This window comes from Pelagibacterium sp. H642, from assembly GCF_031202855.1.
In the GTDB taxonomy this organism is placed as follows: Bacteria; Pseudomonadota; Alphaproteobacteria; order Rhizobiales; family Devosiaceae; genus Pelagibacterium.
The window spans coordinates 3,284,673-3,298,860 of the sequence record NZ_CP101829.1; the positions used below are offsets into that span (position 1 = coordinate 3,284,673).

Here is a 14,188-nt window from a genome sequence, read left to right on the forward strand (position 1 = left end):
GCGTGTTGAGGGCTGTTGCTGGATTCCGGGCTTGTCCCGGAATGACAGGCTGAGTTTGCTTCAGGCTGAACCTGGGGCGGGGCGGCTCTTGCCGCACCCTCTCCCCTCGTAGCCTTCGTCCCCGGACTTGATCCTGGGATCGACCCGGAGACCCGCAAGGCTTCCACCCCCTCAACAGAAATGTATCCCCTCAACCTCTCCGCACGCGGATGCGCTGCTGCTGGATTCCGGGGACGAGCCCCGGAATGACAAGCTGGAGGGAAGGCAATGCGGTGCCCTTTACCAATCTCGTGTCATTCCGGGATTTAGTCCCGGAATCCAGCAATAGCCTCTCAACACGCTCCGCCGCAGAGAGTGACAACATAGCTAAGCCTCCCAATGCCGGATTGATTCATCAACGCTCCCCCAAGAGCCCCCTTCTCCCCCGGTGGGAGAAGGGCTGGGGATGAGGGGGGCGCTGAGCTTGCGTCATGGCAAGAGCCGAGAACGGCGCGCATACCTCGCCCCGGGTCAAGCCCGGGGTGACACGGTGGGGGTAAGGCCGGGCGCTGCCCCGCCTCCGGCCCTCACCACGCTCCACCGTCGAGGTCTCCAGCAGCCCAACTGCTTATCCCCACCATCATACCACCCCCACCGTCATCCCGGCCTTGAGCCGGGATCCAGTACACTCAGCGCCTGAGCCCCAGCCGTAACGCTCCTCCGAGAGCCCCTTCTCCCCTGGTGAGAAGGCCGTGAGAGCGGAGCCTGCCCCTCGCGAAGGCGGGGGCTCGAATGGCAGGCCGGAGGGCGGATGAAGGGGCGCTGAGCTTCAACAACCGCCATGGTGGCCGCTGATATGCCGAGCCCCCTCATCCGACCGCTTCGCGGCCACCTTCTCCCACCAGGGGAGAAGGGTAATGGGGTAAACACAAGCACAGAGCTCCTGGCTTCTCTCAGGACCATGCCCCAAGAGCCCCCTTCTCCCCTGGTGGGAGAAGGGCTGGGGATGAGGGGGGCGCTGAGCTTCCATAGACACCCGCGCAAAAAACTTATCCCCGCCCCCTGCGCTTGCCCCATACTCCCCCTCACGATCCCGCGCATATGGACGCAAGCGCTACGAACGTTTGGGCGGGATCGGTTCGGGTTCCTCGCGGGTCGCCGTGGGGAAGGCCCAAAGCGGACAGATGGCCGGATGTGGATAAAAGGTGTGAGCGGAGCACCAATCCAATCACTCCCACGTCGCACCGGGGAAACCCGGAGGGGCAGCGAGGGGACGGGCGGGAGGTTGGCAGGAAAAGTGGTTCCCACTTTTTCGGTTCGACCAACCGACCCACTAAAAACTCTCAACAACCCCCAGCCCGAGAACGCCGCCATAAGCCCAAAATCCCGGACGCATGGGGCGATGATCGCTTCATACTAACAAAATACAGCACGAGGCGTTCATCGCCCCATGCCGTCTATCGGGAGTGTTCCCAGGAAAAGTGGGAACCGGTTTTCCGGTTCGGGAACACGACCAATCAAAGTTCACAACCGCAGCGGGCGCCGCGTGCGGAGCTTGCGCACGCCCGCCACCAGAGGAGGCTTCAGCGATTGTCGACCTGCCCGCGCACCAGTTCGATGCCGCGGCGGGTGATGCGGTAAGGACCGCCGTTTTGCGACGCGATGGTCTTTCGGCGGCGGAGCTTTTTGAAAAGTGCCATGTCGCACTGGGTCAAAAGCCAGCCGTCGCGGTTGTAGCACTCGATGTCGGCGATTTTGCCGCGTGCGTCCTTGATGGGGTGGATATAGCCGCCCTGGGCCAGCGCGTGCAGCACGCGCTGTTCGTCTCGGGAGATGTCCATTGATGCCTGTCTGTCGTCGTGGCGGAAGGCCGCCAGCCAATCGAAACCGTTCCGCCCCGCATCGCGCAGGGGAGGCCGGTGGGTTCGATTCTCAGCCCGGCCGCATTTGCGCCGGGCTTTAGCGGAGCTCAGACAGATTACACATGAGGTGCGAAGATATGGCGGGCCGGGGAGGTGCGCAAGTCCGCCGAACGGGGTGGTTGAAAATCATCGTTTCGCGATGCACACCTGCATCGGAAGATAATCAGGATTTTGCCATGACCGCCATAAAGCTGCCCGCTGAATGTGAGACCAAGGAAGATGTGCGCGCCGAGATCGACCGGATCGATCGGGCGCTCATCGAGCTTTTCGCGGAACGGCACGCCTATGTGACGCGGATGGCCGAGATCAAGACCGATCCGCATGAGGCCAACGATCCGGCCCGAATCGAAGGCGTGATCGGCAAGGTACGCGAACGGGCGCTGGCGCACGATCTGGATGAAGACCAAGCCGAATTGCTCTGGCGCACACTAATTGACTGGAACATTAACTACGAAAAGGGCATCATCATCGCCCGGACCCGGAAAAAGTAGAGCGCGCCAAATGCTCGACGATCTTACGCTCCGCCGTGCCTCCATCGCCGAAGCCGACAAACTCGGCAGGCTGGCCTTCGCGTCCTGGGATTCGAGCATGCGCCACATCATCAATCCAGAAAGCGATGATGCGCTGGCAGCCGAGCGCGCCGCGCTCGAACTTTCCTTCCAGCTCTTTTGCATCAATGCCAGCCCGGCGATCACCGTGGCCGAAAAGGACGGTGCGCTTCTGGGCTGGGGCGCCCGCGAGCCGATGAGCGCCTATATCTCCGATCTTTGGGTGGCGCCGGGGCATCAGCGCCAGGGTGTGGGACGTACGCTGCTGCACGCTGTCGAGCAGGATATATTCCGGGCTGGATACGATGTCAGCGTGCTCGAAACCCATGCCGAAAACGGCGGCGCGATCCGCTTCTATGCCCGCGAGGGCTATGGCATCATATGGCGCGGGGTGAAATTCTCGCGCATGCTGGGCCAACGCATCGAAAAAGTGCGCATGGAAAAGCAATTGGTGGTCGCCGCCCACTAAGGAGCCCGTCCTCATAAATATCGCGCTCACGACGCGCCCTTTGGAGTGCGATATTTATGAGGACAGGCCCTAGCTTCGCTTCCGCGTTTGATTTATCCCCACCAGTGAAATCTGAGATAAGTCAGTCCTGACTTACGCTTGTCCGCCACAGGATTCGGTATCGCATGAGCATCGTCGACACACGCACGCCCAACCCCAAATATTTCATCTCCGGCGCCACGGGCGACTGGGAAATGGTGATCGGGATGGAGGTGCATGCTCAGGTGACCTCCGAATCCAAGCTTTTCTCGGGTTCGTCCACCGAGTTCGGCAATCCGCCCAATGCCAATGTGAGCTTCGTCGATGCCGCCATGCCCGGCATGCTGCCGGTGATCAACGAGGAATGCGTGCGTCAGGCGGTTCGCACCGGGCTGGGACTCAAGGCCAAGATCAACAAGCGCTCGGTGTTCGACCGCAAGAACTATTTCTATCCCGACCTGCCGCAAGGCTATCAGATCTCCCAGTTCAAGGACCCCATCGTGGGCGAGGGCAAGGTGCTGCTCGACATGGGCGAGGACGGGGAGGTCGAGATCGGGATCGAGCGGCTGCACCTCGAGCAGGACGCGGGCAAGTCGATCCACGACCAGCACCCGAACATGAGCTTTGTCGACCTCAACCGCTCGGGCGTGGCGCTGATGGAGATCGTTTCCAAGCCCGATCTCCGGTCTTCAGAAGAGGCCAAGGCGTATTTGTCCAAGCTGCGGACGATCCTGCGCTATCTGGGTACGTGCGACGGCAATATGGAGCAGGGCTCCATGCGGGCGGACATCAACGTTTCCGTGCGCCGGCCGGGCGGAGAGTTCGGCACGCGCTGCGAAATCAAGAACGTCAACTCGGTGCGGTTCGCCGGCCAGGCGATCGAATACGAAGCGCGGCGGCAGATCGACATTCTGGAGGATGGCGGGACCATCGACCAGGAGACGCGGCTTTACGACCCCAAGACGGGCCAGACCCGTTCGATGCGCTCCAAGGAAGAAGCGCATGATTACCGCTACTTCCCCGATCCGGACCTGCTGCCGCTCGAATTCGACGATGCCTTCATCGAGATGCTGGCGCAGAATCTGCCCGAACTGCCGGACGAAAAAAGCCATCGCTTCATCGAGAGCTTCGGGATTTCGCACTACGACGCTTCGGTGCTGGTTTCCGATCGCGACTCGGCGGATTTCTTCGAGAAGGTCGCGGAGGGGCGTGACGGCAAGCTCGCGGCCAACTGGGTGATCAACGAGCTGTTCGGGCGCCTCAACAAGGAGGGCGTCGCGGTTGTCGACAGCCCGGTGAGCGCCGAGCAACTGGGCGGGGTCATCGATCTTATCTCCAAGGGAGAGATTTCGGGCAAGATCGCCAAGGATCTGTTCGAGATCGTCTGGTCCGAAGGCGGTGATCCGGCGCAGATCGTCGAACAGCGCGGCATGAAGCAGGTGTCCGATACCGGAGCGATCGAAAAGATCGTCGACGAGATCATCGCGGGCAATCCGGGGCAGGTGGAAGCGGTCAAATCCAAGCCGGGGCTGCTGGGCTGGTTCGTGGGACAGGTAATGAAGCAGACAGGCGGCAAGGCCAACCCGCAGGCCGTCAACGAAATCCTCAAAGCCAAACTCGGGCTGGAGTAGGGCGATGAGCGGGACCGAGAACCGACCGGCGGACGCGGCGCAGCCATTTTCCAGGGCGTTGGGCACCGGCGTACGGCTGGTGATGCTGGTTCCCGTCGTCGCGATCCAGCTCGCCGCCGTGGCGCTGATCGTCTATGGGGCGATCGAGACTTGGCACTTCGTCGATGCGTTGTTCTTCAACACCGAGCACGCGCCGAGCCATGACGGCATTTTGCTGCTCGCCATCGAGATCGTGGACCTGTTCTTGCTTGCGACCGTGGTTCAGGTGGTTTCGCTCGGGCTTTACCAGCTTTACTTCCACCAGGATCTCAAGTTGCCGCCCTGGCTCAAGATCACGACGCTGGATGATTTGAAGTCCAAATTGGTGGGTGTGGTGATTACGGTGATGTCGGTCTATTTTCTGGGGCGGGCGCTGACCTGGACGGTGGGCGCCGACATTGCCTATCTGGGCGTGGCTGTGGCTCTGGTAATCGTGGCTTTGACCTACTTCCTGAGCAAGATCGACACCCATTAGGCGGAACTGGTCGCGCGGCAGGGGCGTTGCCCGAACTCGATGAGGAGTTCGCAAATGCCCACAACCAAACGGATCATCTTCAATGTCCTGGCCCGCGATGTGGAGGAGACCGCCAGCTTTTACGAGCAGCTCTGCGGTCTCAAGCGCATCTACACCAGCGATTGGTACATCACGCTGACCCCGAACGGCTTGCTGGATGCCTTGCAGTACGAGCTGGGCGTCATCGACCAGGTGCATGAGAACGTGCCGCGCTCGGCGCGAGGGCACATGGAGGGCAGCTACGTCACCATTGTGGTCGACGACGTCTATGCGGCGCACGAGCGCGCCAGGGAAATGGGAGTCGATATCGTCGAGGAGCCGATGCCGACCAATTATGGACAGACGCGGATGGTGGTGCGCGATCCCAATAGCCTTGTGGTCGATATTTCCTCGCCGACCGAGCAATACGGGAACAGGTCGTAGTCTGAGCCGTTTTTCGTGACGACACGGAGATTCGCCATGACCAATCCAGAGCCCGGCCAACCAAGACCCGATCCGGGGCCTGACGTTCCCAATCCCGATCCGGTGCCGCCGATTCCCAACCCGGACACCGATCCAGTGCCGCCCCAGCCTGACAGTCCCATTCCGGACCCGTCAGATCCGGTGCCGCATCCGCCGGCGCCGGAGATACCGCCCAATCCGACCGACCCGATCCAGCCGGTCAGGTCCTGATCAGCCCGCGGCGCGGCGCATGCCGAGCCAGCGGGGCAGGCGGCCATCGATCATCAAGAGGCCGATGAAGATGGCCACCATGCCGATGAGATGGGTGGGCTGGATCGTCTCTCCGAGAAGGAGAAAGCCGAAAACGATCGCCGAAACCGGGGCGATGAAGGTCGTTGCCGAGAAATTGGTGGCGCCCACGCGCGGCAGGATGCGGTACATGATCTGGAAGGTGAACGCAGTCGCGACCAGCCCGATCGCGAGGGCAGCGCCCCAGGTTTCGGCCTGCGTGATGACAGGTGCGCCTTCACTCAGGAAAGCGACAGGAGCGGCGATGACGGCGGCTCCGGTCAGCGCGATCGCGGCGAACACTGTTGGTTCGACAGCCTTGAAGCTGCGGGTGATGTTGAGCGAGAGGGCGTAGCAGATCGTTGCCATAAGGCACGCGCCAATGGCCCAAAGCTGGGAATTGCCGCCCGCCGCCAAGGCTGGAGACGCAAGGATCACCGCGCCGGTGAAGCCGGCGACCACGCCAAGCGATTTGTGCCGGGTGGCCCGTTCGCCGTCGTGCCAGAAATGGGAAACGATGACGGTCATGATCGGCGTCAGGGCGTTGATGATGGCGGCGACGCCGCTGGCGAGATTGGCCTGGGCGAGCGGGAAGAGCGCGAAGGGAATTGCGTAGGCGAGGACGCCGAGCAGGCCGAGCTTGACCCAGAGTACAGGATCGCGCGGGACAGCCTTGCGAAGCGCCAAGACAGCCACCCAGCATCCAAGGGCGCCGATGGCCACGCGCAGGCAGGAAACCCACATGGGGCCAAGCTCGCGAATCAGGATTGCATTGAAAATAAAAGAAAATCCCCAGATCGCGCCGAGGAAGCCGATCCAGATCCAGTCGCGCGTTGCCATTTTAAGTCAGCCATTTGGTTGGAGCGCGGAGGGTACGCCTTCGCGCCGGACTTGTCGAAGCAGTTATGGCAATAGGGGTATCAAATCGGGTGATGGTCGCGACCCGGATTTGACCTCATTGAGGGTAGGCGACTTGACCACTGGCGAGAAGGCGCAGGGCTTCGGGGTAAAGCCGGTGCTCCTCGACGAGGACCCGTGCGGCGAGGTCATCGGGGGTATCGCCGGGATGGACAGGGACGCGGGCCTGGAGGATGGCAGGGCCTTCATCAAGTCCCGGAGTCACGAAATGAACGGTGCAGCCGGCTTCGGTGACGCCATCGGCAAGAGCACGGGCGTGTGTGTCGAGGCCCTTGTAGGCGGGAAGGAGCGAAGGGTGAATGTTGATCGCCCTGCCCAGCCAGCGATTGGTGAACTCGGGCGTAAGGATGCGCATGAAGCCAGCCATGCAGACGATATCGGCATCCCAGCCTTCAAGGATCCCGGTCAGGGCCTCGTCGAAGGCGAGGCGGGACGCGAAACTGCTCTGCGCCAGCGTAGCTGTCGGAATGCCTTCGGCGCGGGCGACGTCCAGACCGGGCGCGGCAACGCGATTGGAGAAAACGCCAACGATCTCTGCGGGATAATCCGGAGATTTCGCAGCGTTGATGAGCGCAGTCATGTTCGAGCCGCGGCCCGATATCAGGATGGCGACACGCTTTTTTGCTGTCATAGGGACAGGGCGCCGGTGAATTCGATGGCATCACCAGTGCGTTCGACGAGTTCGCCGACGATGCTCGCTGTTTCGCCTTGACTTTCGAGATGGGCAACGAGCGCTTCGGCGTCCGTGGCACTAACGGCAATCAGCATGCCGACGCCACAATTGAAGGTGCGCAGCATTTCGCGTTCCGCGATGTTGCCTTGCCGGGCCAGCCAACCAAACACCTTGGGCGTGGAAACGGCGCCAAGATCGACCTTTGCGGCGAGCGATCCGGGGAGAACGCGGGGAATGTTTTCCTGAAACCCGCCGCCTGTGATGTGAGCCAGGGCCTTGATGCCGATACCGGCCTTCAATGCGGCAAGGATAGGCTTGACGTAAATCCTGGTCGGGGTGAGTAGGGCTTGGCCCAGGCTGGTGCCCGGCGCGAAGGGGGCATCATCGGACCAGTCGAGGCCCGACATGGAAACGATCTTGCGCACCAGCGAAAAGCCGTTGGAGTGCACGCCCGAGGAGGCGATGGCCACCAGCTTGTCACCGGCTGCGATATCGGCGCGGGGCAACAGAGTGCCGCGCTCGGCGGCGCCTACGGCGAAACCGGCCAAATCGTAATCGCCGCCATGATACATACCGGGCATTTCGGCCGTTTCGCCGCCAATCAACGCACAGCCGGCCTGGCGGCAGCCTTCGGCGATGCCGTTGACGATGGCCGTGCCCTGTTCGACGTTCAACACGCCGGTGGCGAAATAGTCGAGAAAGAACAGCGGTTCGGCGCCCTGGACGACGATATCGTTGACGCACATGGCAACCAGATCGATGCCGACGGTATCGTGCAGGCCCGCCTCGATCGCGATGCGCAGCTTGGTGCCCACGCCGTCGTTGGCAGCAACAAGGACGGGATCGGAAAAGCCCGCGGCCTTCAGATCGAACAGGCCGCCGAAGCCCCCGATTTCGCCATCGGCGCCCGGACGGCGCGTGGATTTGACGGCCGGCTTGATGGCTTCGACGAGGGCATTCCCGGCATCGATGTCGACGCCGGCCTGCTTGTAGGAGAGTCCGTTTGATGGCAGGTTTGCGTCGTCGGACATGAGCTTGGAACGCTATCCTTGGGTGAGGTGCCGGCGTGGCCGCCCAAGCACCAGTTTAACGTTGATTGGCCCGCGCGGGCTCGGTATGTCGAAGGCTGATACCGGCTCGCAACGTTTCGTGCAAGGACCGCCATGTCACTTAAGAACCAGATAACGGCCTGGATTGTCCTTCTCGTCTTTTTCGGGCTGCTGCTGTGGGTTTTCCGCGGCATCCTGCTGCCGTTCGTGCTGGGCATTACTCTCGCTTATCTGCTCAACCCGTTCGTCGATTGGCTTGAGGAGCACAAGGTCCGCCGTGCAGCCGCCGCGCTGATCGTGATGCTGATCGCGCTGTTGCTGCTGGTTACCGCCTTCCTCTTGATCGTTCCGCTGCTGATTCAGCAGGGTTTCGGGCTGGCGCGGAATATTCCGGGCTATGTGCAGCAGCTTCAGAGCTTTATCGAAACCATGATTCCCCGGCTCGAGCAGTGGATTGGCCCGGAGCGGCTCCAGGAACTCGAGCGCGGGCTCGAACAGATGTTCGCCGACAGTATCGGCATGCTGACCGGGATCACCGGGACGGTGATGCAGCAGTCGATGAGCATCATCAACACCATCGGCGTTTTGATCGTGACACCTGTGGTGGCCTTCTACCTGCTGCTCGATTGGGACCGCATGGTGGAAAGCGTGGATAACCTTTTCCCGCCCGCGCATCGCTCGGAAATGCGGGCGCTGTTCAAGAGCATGGACCGCGCCCTGGCCGGGTTCGTGCGCGGGCAGGGCGCAGTCGTGGGTATTCTGGCGATCTATTATGCGGCGACCCTCTCGCTGGCCGGGCTAAGCTTCGGGCTGGCGATCGGGCTGATTGCCGGTCTTTTCAGCTTCATTCCCTATGTCGGCGTGCTGATCGGATTCGTGCTTTCCATGGGCGTTGCGCTCGTCCAGTTCTGGCCGGATTGGATCATGATCGCGGTGATTTTGGGGATCTATCTTTTTGGGCAGTTCCTCGAGGGCAACGTGCTCTATCCCAAGCTCGTCGGATCCAGCATCGGCGTGCATCCGGTGTGGCTGATGTTCTCGCTGTTTGCGTTCGCGGTACTGTTCGGGGCGGTCGGCGTGATCATCGCGGTGCCGCTGGCGGCGATAAGCGGAGTTCTGGTGCGCTGGGCGGTAACCAAGTATAAGACCAGCCCGCTTTACGACCCGGACAGCAAACTGGTGATTTCACCGACCCAGTCCTCGCCGATCATACAACCGAAGACGGATGCCGAGCCGTGACGATGGCTGCCAAGGAACAGCTCGTTCTTGAACTGGGACATGTCGAGGCCCAGAGCGAAGACGATTTCATGGTGTGCGAGGGCAACGAGCTTGCCTTCGAGCACGTCATGGCGTTCCCCGATTGGCCCGCGCCGCTTACGCTTCTGGTTGGACCGCCGAAATCGGGCAAATCGCATCTGGCGCGCATCTGGGTGGCGCGGGCGCAAGCTCTTGTCGCCGAACCGGAGGGTGTCGAGGCGCTGGCGGCGACAGGCGGGCGGCAGCCGGTTCTGATCGAAGATGCGGATCGGGCGGGTTACGATGAAGTGGGATTGTTCCACCTGCTCAACCAGTCCATGCGTGACGACCGCCCGTTGCTGCTGACTGCGCAGACACCGGTGGCCGAATGGCCGTACCGCACCAACGACGTCAAATCCCGGGCGCGCCTGGCGGCGCACTTTTCGCTCACGGCGCCTGATGACATCTTGTTGTCGCAGATGTTCGTGAAGTTGTTCGCCGACAGGCAATTGTCGGTCGATCCGAAAGTGATCTCCTATCTGGTGGGGCGTATGGAACGCTCTTCCGAGGAGGTCGTTGCGCTGGTGGAACTGCTCGACCGGCTGTCACTGTCGCGAGGACGGGCGATCACGCGCACCATTGCCGCCGAAGCGCTCAACATCCGCTCCAACGTTAGATAAGTCGCAAGGCGACCGGAAGGGCTCAGATTATGGACGATATGGCATATGAGCAGCACGCGAGCGAGGACGTAACGCCCGATATCGAGGCGCTGCGGACAAGCCCGGCACGGTTCGTCAATCGCGAAGTGAGCTGGCTGCAGTTCAACATGCGCGTGCTCGAAGAGGCGGCCAATCCGAACCATCCGCTGCTCGAGCGGCTGCGGTTCGTATCGATCTCGGCGAACAATCTCGACGAATTCTTCATGGTGCGCGTCGCGGGCCTCAAGGGGCAATTGCGCGCCGGCCTGCCGCGCCAGAGCGCCGATGGGATGACCCCCTCCGAGCAGATCGAGGAGATCACCACGCTGGCCCAGCACCTGCATATCGAGCAGCAGGACCAGTGGCAGTCGATCCGTGAAGAGCTTCTTGAGCAGAACATCGTCATCCACGAAGCCGACGATCTGTCGCCCGAGCAGGTGGATTTCCTGCAGAAAATCTTCCGGGAAGAGATTTTCCCCGTTCTGACCCCGATCGCCGTGGACCCAGCGCACCCGTTCCCGTTCATTCCGAACCTGGGCTTCTCGCTGGCCTTCCAGTTGGACCGGGCGACGGACAATTCGCGCCTGACGGCGCTGGTGCGCATTCCTTCCAATCTCGACCGCTTCATCAAGCTGCCGACCAAGGCGATCTCGGACCGGCAGGTGGAGATGGTGACCGTCGAAACGATGGTCAAACTGTTCTTCCACAAGATCTTTCCCGGTTACAATGTCGTCGGGTTCGGCGCTTTCCGGATCGTGCGCGACAGCGAGATCGAAATCGACGACGAGGCGGCCGATCTCGTGGTCGAATTCGAATCCGCTTTGCGGCAGCGTCGGCGCGGGCAGGTCATCCGCCTCGAGATCGAGCGCTCCATGCCGCGATCGCTCAAGCGCCTTATTGCGGAGGAACTGGGAATTTCCCAGGAGGATACCTTCGAGGTCGATGGGTTCATGGGTCTCGCCGATGCGGGCAAGATCTACGATCTTGACCGGCCGGAGCTGAAATTCCCGCGCTATCACGCGCGCTTCCCTGAGCGCATCCGAGACCATCATGGCGATTGCTTCGCCGCGATCCGGGAAAAGGACATCGTCGTCCACCATCCGTATGAAAGCTTCGACGTGGTGGCCCAGTTCGTGGCGCAGGCGGCTCGCGACCCCGATGTGGTGGCGATCAAGCAGACGCTTTACCGCACATCCAAGGATTCCCCCATCGTCAAGGCGCTGATCGCGGCGGCGGAGATGGGCAAGTCGGTGACGGCGCTGGTCGAACTCAAGGCGCGGTTTGACGAAGAAGCCAATATCCGCTGGGCGCGCGATCTCGAACGGGCGGGCGTGCAGGTGGTGTTTGGCTTCATCGAGCTCAAGACCCACGCCAAGCTGAGCCAGGTGGTGCGGCGCGAAAAGGGCAAGCTCGTTTCCTATTGCCATGTGGGAACGGGCAACTATCACCCGGTCACCGCCAAGATCTACACAGACCTTTCCTATTTCACCGCCGATCCGGTGATCACGCGCGATGTGGCGCGCGTCTTCAACTTCATCACCGGCTATGCGCGGCCCAGCGAGCTCGAAGCCATTTCGATCTCGCCGTTCTCGCTGCGCCAGACATTGATGGACCACATCGCGGCCGAGATCGAACTGGCGCGCCGGGGCGAGCCGGCGGCGATCTGGTTCAAGTGCAATGCGCTTGTCGATCCCGAGCTTATCGATGCGCTCTACAATGCGAGCCAGGCCGGGGTGAAAGTCGAACTGGTGGTTCGCGGCATCTGCTGCCTGCGGCCGGGGATACCGGGCTTTTCGGACAATATCCGCGTCAAGTCGATCGTCGGTCGCTTCCTCGAGCACTCGCGTATCTATTGTTTTGGCAATGGGGGCGAGATGCCTTCGCGCGAGGCTGCGGTGTATATCTCGTCGGCCGATCTCATGCCGCGCAATCTCGACTGGCGGGTGGAAACGCTGGTGCCGATCAAAAACCGCACGGTGCATCGGCAGATTCTCGACAGAATCATGGTAGCGAACCTGCGCGACAACCAGCAGAGCTGGGAGGTGCTGCCCGACGGGACGGCCCAGCGCGTCGCGCCGGGGGAAGGCGAGGAGCCTTTCAACGCCCATGACTACTTCATGACCAATCCGTCCCTGTCCGGGCGCGGCAGCGCATTGCACGGGGATGGCGAGGATGAGGACAGCGACCTTTGATACGATTCTGGAGCCTCGAATCCGATCCTGCAGGCCAGGGGCGCATCGCGGGGGCAAAGCCCGTTGCGGTGCTCGACATCGGTTCGAACTCGGTACGCCTTGTCGTTTATGAACGGCTGGCCAGGGCCTTGACGGTCCTCTACAACGAAAAATCCGCAAGTACGCTCGGTCGTGGTGTTGCCGCGACCGGACGGCTTGCCGATACCTCGATGGCAAACGCGCTCAAGGCCATCAGGCGGTTCGCCATGGTGTGCCGGCTGACCGAGGTGGGCGAGATCTACCCCATCGCGACCTCGGCTACCCGCGAAGCGGAGAACGGCCCGGAGTTCGCGCGGGCGGTCGAGGACATCATCGGCGTGCCGGTGCGGGTGCTCAGTGGGGCGGAAGAAGCTCACTTTGCAGCCTATGGCCTCGTTTCGGGCATGCCCGGGTTTCAGGGGATCGTCGGCGACCTGGGTGGCGGCAGTCTCGAACTCGCCATGGTCGACCACGGGCATGACACCGGTGGAGAGACGCACCAGCTCGGAGTCATCCGCTTGCAGGACGATACGCAGATGACACCGGGAAAGGCTGGCGGGATAGCCAGGGAGCGGCTCAAGCAGTCCAACTTGCTGACGCCTGGCAAATACAAGTCTTTCGCGGCGATCGGGGGCACCTGGCGTGCGCTGGCAAAGCTCCATCAGGTGCGGTGCAACTACCCGCTGCACATGGTGCAGGACTATACGGTTCGCACTGAAGATATACTGCCCCTGTGCGATGCGCTGATCGAGAGCAGTGGCGACAAGAAGCTGGTCAAGGGGATCGAGACCGTTTCGGGTTCGCGCAAGGATTTGCTGCCTTACGGAGCGGCGGTGCTCGCCGAGGTGCTGCGGACCGGCAAGTTCGAGGAAGTGGTTTTCTCCGCGCTCGGGGTTCGCGAGGGCTACCTCTATGACCGGCTGAGCGAGGAGGACAAAGCGATCGATCCGCTGCTGCAGGCAGCCGAGGAAATCTCGACGCTACGGTCTCGGGCTCCGGAATTCGCCGGCGATCTGATTGGGGGGAGCGCGGCACTGTTCGAGCTGATCGACGTGCAGGAAACGCCAGATCAGAAGCGGCTGCGCGAGGCTGCATGCTATATGTCCGATATCGGTTGGCGCGCGCATCCCGATTATCGCGGCGAGCAGAGCATCCAGATGGTGGCGTTTTCCGATATCGTGGGCATCGACCACGGCGGACGGGCCTTTCTCGCCCAGACGCTTGCCTTCCGCTACATGGGATTCAAGCAAAAAAGCGCCAGCGCCAAGCTGCTGGATCTGGCCGGGCCGGATCTTGGACAGCGGGCGCGACTGATCGCCGCCTATTTCCGCGTGGCTTATCCCCTAACGGCCGCCATGCCGGGAATTCTGCCACGTACGCGTTTTTCAGTGGATGGAAAGACGCTGGTTCTGCACCTGCCGGCCGATCTTGCGTTTCTCGACGGCGACAGAATGCGGGGCCGCCAGCGGCAGCTCGCCATTGAGTCGGGGCTCAAGGAAGGTACGATTCAGGTCGACTAGAGGCTGCGGTACGAGTCCCCGGACAGGCGGTTCAC

14 protein-coding genes are annotated in these 14,188 nt (G+C 61.9%); 10 read left to right on the plus strand and 4 right to left on the minus strand.

The genetic code is table 11. The annotated features are described in order from the left end of the window. Positions 1-1,562 precede the first annotated feature (1,562 nt). Positions 1,563-1,820: a YjhX family toxin gene (locus NO934_RS16435; protein WP_309161066.1), complete on the minus strand. Its 258-nt coding sequence runs from the start codon at positions 1,818-1,820 to the stop codon at positions 1,563-1,565. Positions 1,821-2,077: 257 nt separating this feature from the next. Between NO934_RS16435 and NO934_RS16440 the strand changes: the two genes are divergently transcribed. From NO934_RS16440 to NO934_RS16465, 6 genes are all read left to right on the plus strand, one after another. After that, on the plus strand, positions 2,078-2,392 hold the full coding sequence (locus tag NO934_RS16440; protein WP_309161067.1) for a chorismate mutase: 315 nt from the start codon (positions 2,078-2,080) through the stop codon (positions 2,390-2,392). A 10-nt stretch (positions 2,393-2,402) separates the two neighbouring features. Continuing rightward, positions 2,403-2,918: a GNAT family N-acetyltransferase gene (locus NO934_RS16445; protein ID WP_309161068.1), complete on the plus strand. Its 516-nt coding sequence runs from the start codon at positions 2,403-2,405 to the stop codon at positions 2,916-2,918. Positions 2,919-3,082: 164 nt separating this feature from the next. Further along, positions 3,083-4,567, plus strand: a complete 1,485-nt coding sequence (gatB, locus tag NO934_RS16450) for an Asp-tRNA(Asn)/Glu-tRNA(Gln) amidotransferase subunit GatB (RefSeq protein WP_309161069.1) — start codon at positions 3,083-3,085, stop codon at positions 4,565-4,567. Positions 4,568-4,571: 4 nt separating this feature from the next. Next, positions 4,572-5,081, plus strand: coding sequence for a YqhA family protein (locus NO934_RS16455; protein ID WP_309161070.1), 510 nt, complete (start codon positions 4,572-4,574; stop codon positions 5,079-5,081). Positions 5,082-5,135: 54 nt separating this feature from the next. Continuing rightward, positions 5,136-5,543: a VOC family protein gene (locus NO934_RS16460; protein ID WP_309161071.1), complete on the plus strand. Its 408-nt coding sequence runs from the start codon at positions 5,136-5,138 to the stop codon at positions 5,541-5,543. Between the two features lie 36 nt (positions 5,544-5,579). Then, the gene (locus NO934_RS16465; protein WP_309161072.1) at positions 5,580-5,792 is read left to right on the plus strand and encodes a hypothetical protein; all 213 of its coding nucleotides are present in this window, start codon (positions 5,580-5,582) and stop codon (positions 5,790-5,792) included. On the opposite strand, the gene NO934_RS16470 is transcribed toward NO934_RS16465, so the two are convergent. The 3 genes from NO934_RS16470 to purM all read right to left on the minus strand — a co-directional run bounded on the left by NO934_RS16470 (position 5,793) and on the right by purM (position 8,471). After that, positions 5,793-6,689 carry a DMT family transporter gene (locus NO934_RS16470; protein WP_309161073.1) on the minus strand — a complete coding sequence of 299 codons (897 nt, stop codon included), beginning with the start codon at positions 6,687-6,689 and terminating at the stop codon, positions 5,793-5,795. 115 nt (positions 6,690-6,804) lie between these two features. Next, the gene (gene purN / locus NO934_RS16475) at positions 6,805-7,398 is read right to left on the minus strand and encodes a phosphoribosylglycinamide formyltransferase (RefSeq protein WP_309161074.1); all 594 of its coding nucleotides are present in this window, start codon (positions 7,396-7,398) and stop codon (positions 6,805-6,807) included. Next, complete coding sequence (purM, locus tag NO934_RS16480) at positions 7,395-8,471, minus strand: phosphoribosylformylglycinamidine cyclo-ligase (protein ID WP_309161075.1); 1,077 nt, start codon at positions 8,469-8,471, stop codon at positions 7,395-7,397. Before purM ends, purN begins: the two co-directional genes overlap by 4 nt. Positions 8,472-8,603: 132 nt before the next feature. Between purM and NO934_RS16485 the strand changes: the two genes are divergently transcribed. The 4 genes from NO934_RS16485 to NO934_RS16500 are packed head-to-tail and all read left to right on the plus strand — an operon-like array spanning position 8,604 to position 14,153. After that, positions 8,604-9,728: an AI-2E family transporter gene (locus tag NO934_RS16485; protein ID WP_309161076.1), complete on the plus strand. Its 1,125-nt coding sequence runs from the start codon at positions 8,604-8,606 to the stop codon at positions 9,726-9,728. Then, the gene (locus NO934_RS16490; RefSeq protein ID WP_309161077.1) at positions 9,725-10,405 is read left to right on the plus strand and encodes a hypothetical protein; all 681 of its coding nucleotides are present in this window, start codon (positions 9,725-9,727) and stop codon (positions 10,403-10,405) included. Before NO934_RS16485 ends, NO934_RS16490 begins: the two co-directional genes overlap by 4 nt. 29 nt (positions 10,406-10,434) lie before the next feature. Then, entirely contained in the window at positions 10,435-12,615 is a 2,181-nt protein-coding gene (locus tag NO934_RS16495) for an RNA degradosome polyphosphate kinase (protein WP_309161078.1), read from the plus strand. Continuing rightward, positions 12,612-14,153 (plus strand): Ppx/GppA phosphatase family protein, encoded by a 1,542-nt coding sequence (locus NO934_RS16500; protein ID WP_309161079.1) that lies wholly within the window; start codon positions 12,612-12,614, stop codon positions 14,151-14,153. The genes NO934_RS16495 and NO934_RS16500 overlap by 4 nt, the downstream gene beginning before the upstream one ends. Positions 14,154-14,188 lie beyond the last annotated feature (35 nt).

Excerpts from the sequence above, each read along its gene's own strand:
- NO934_RS16435 (WP_309161066.1), bottom strand. The coding sequence starts at position 1,820 with ATGGACATCTCCCGAGACGAACAGCGCGTGCTGCACGCGCTGGCCCAG.
- NO934_RS16440 (WP_309161067.1), top strand. The coding sequence starts at position 2,078 with ATGACCGCCATAAAGCTGCCCGCTGAATGTGAGACCAAGGAAGATGTG.
- NO934_RS16445 (WP_309161068.1), top strand. The coding sequence starts at position 2,403 with ATGCTCGACGATCTTACGCTCCGCCGTGCCTCCATCGCCGAAGCCGAC.
- gatB (WP_309161069.1), top strand. The coding sequence starts at position 3,083 with ATGAGCATCGTCGACACACGCACGCCCAACCCCAAATATTTCATCTCC.
- NO934_RS16455 (WP_309161070.1), top strand. The coding sequence starts at position 4,572 with ATGAGCGGGACCGAGAACCGACCGGCGGACGCGGCGCAGCCATTTTCC.
- NO934_RS16460 (WP_309161071.1), top strand. The coding sequence starts at position 5,136 with ATGCCCACAACCAAACGGATCATCTTCAATGTCCTGGCCCGCGATGTG.
- NO934_RS16465 (WP_309161072.1), top strand. The coding sequence starts at position 5,580 with ATGACCAATCCAGAGCCCGGCCAACCAAGACCCGATCCGGGGCCTGAC.
- NO934_RS16470 (WP_309161073.1), bottom strand. The coding sequence starts at position 6,689 with ATGGCAACGCGCGACTGGATCTGGATCGGCTTCCTCGGCGCGATCTGG.
- purN (WP_309161074.1), bottom strand. The coding sequence starts at position 7,398 with ATGACAGCAAAAAAGCGTGTCGCCATCCTGATATCGGGCCGCGGCTCG.
- purM (WP_309161075.1), bottom strand. The coding sequence starts at position 8,471 with ATGTCCGACGACGCAAACCTGCCATCAAACGGACTCTCCTACAAGCAG.
- NO934_RS16485 (WP_309161076.1), top strand. The coding sequence starts at position 8,604 with ATGTCACTTAAGAACCAGATAACGGCCTGGATTGTCCTTCTCGTCTTT.
- NO934_RS16495 (WP_309161078.1), top strand. The coding sequence starts at position 10,435 with ATGGACGATATGGCATATGAGCAGCACGCGAGCGAGGACGTAACGCCC.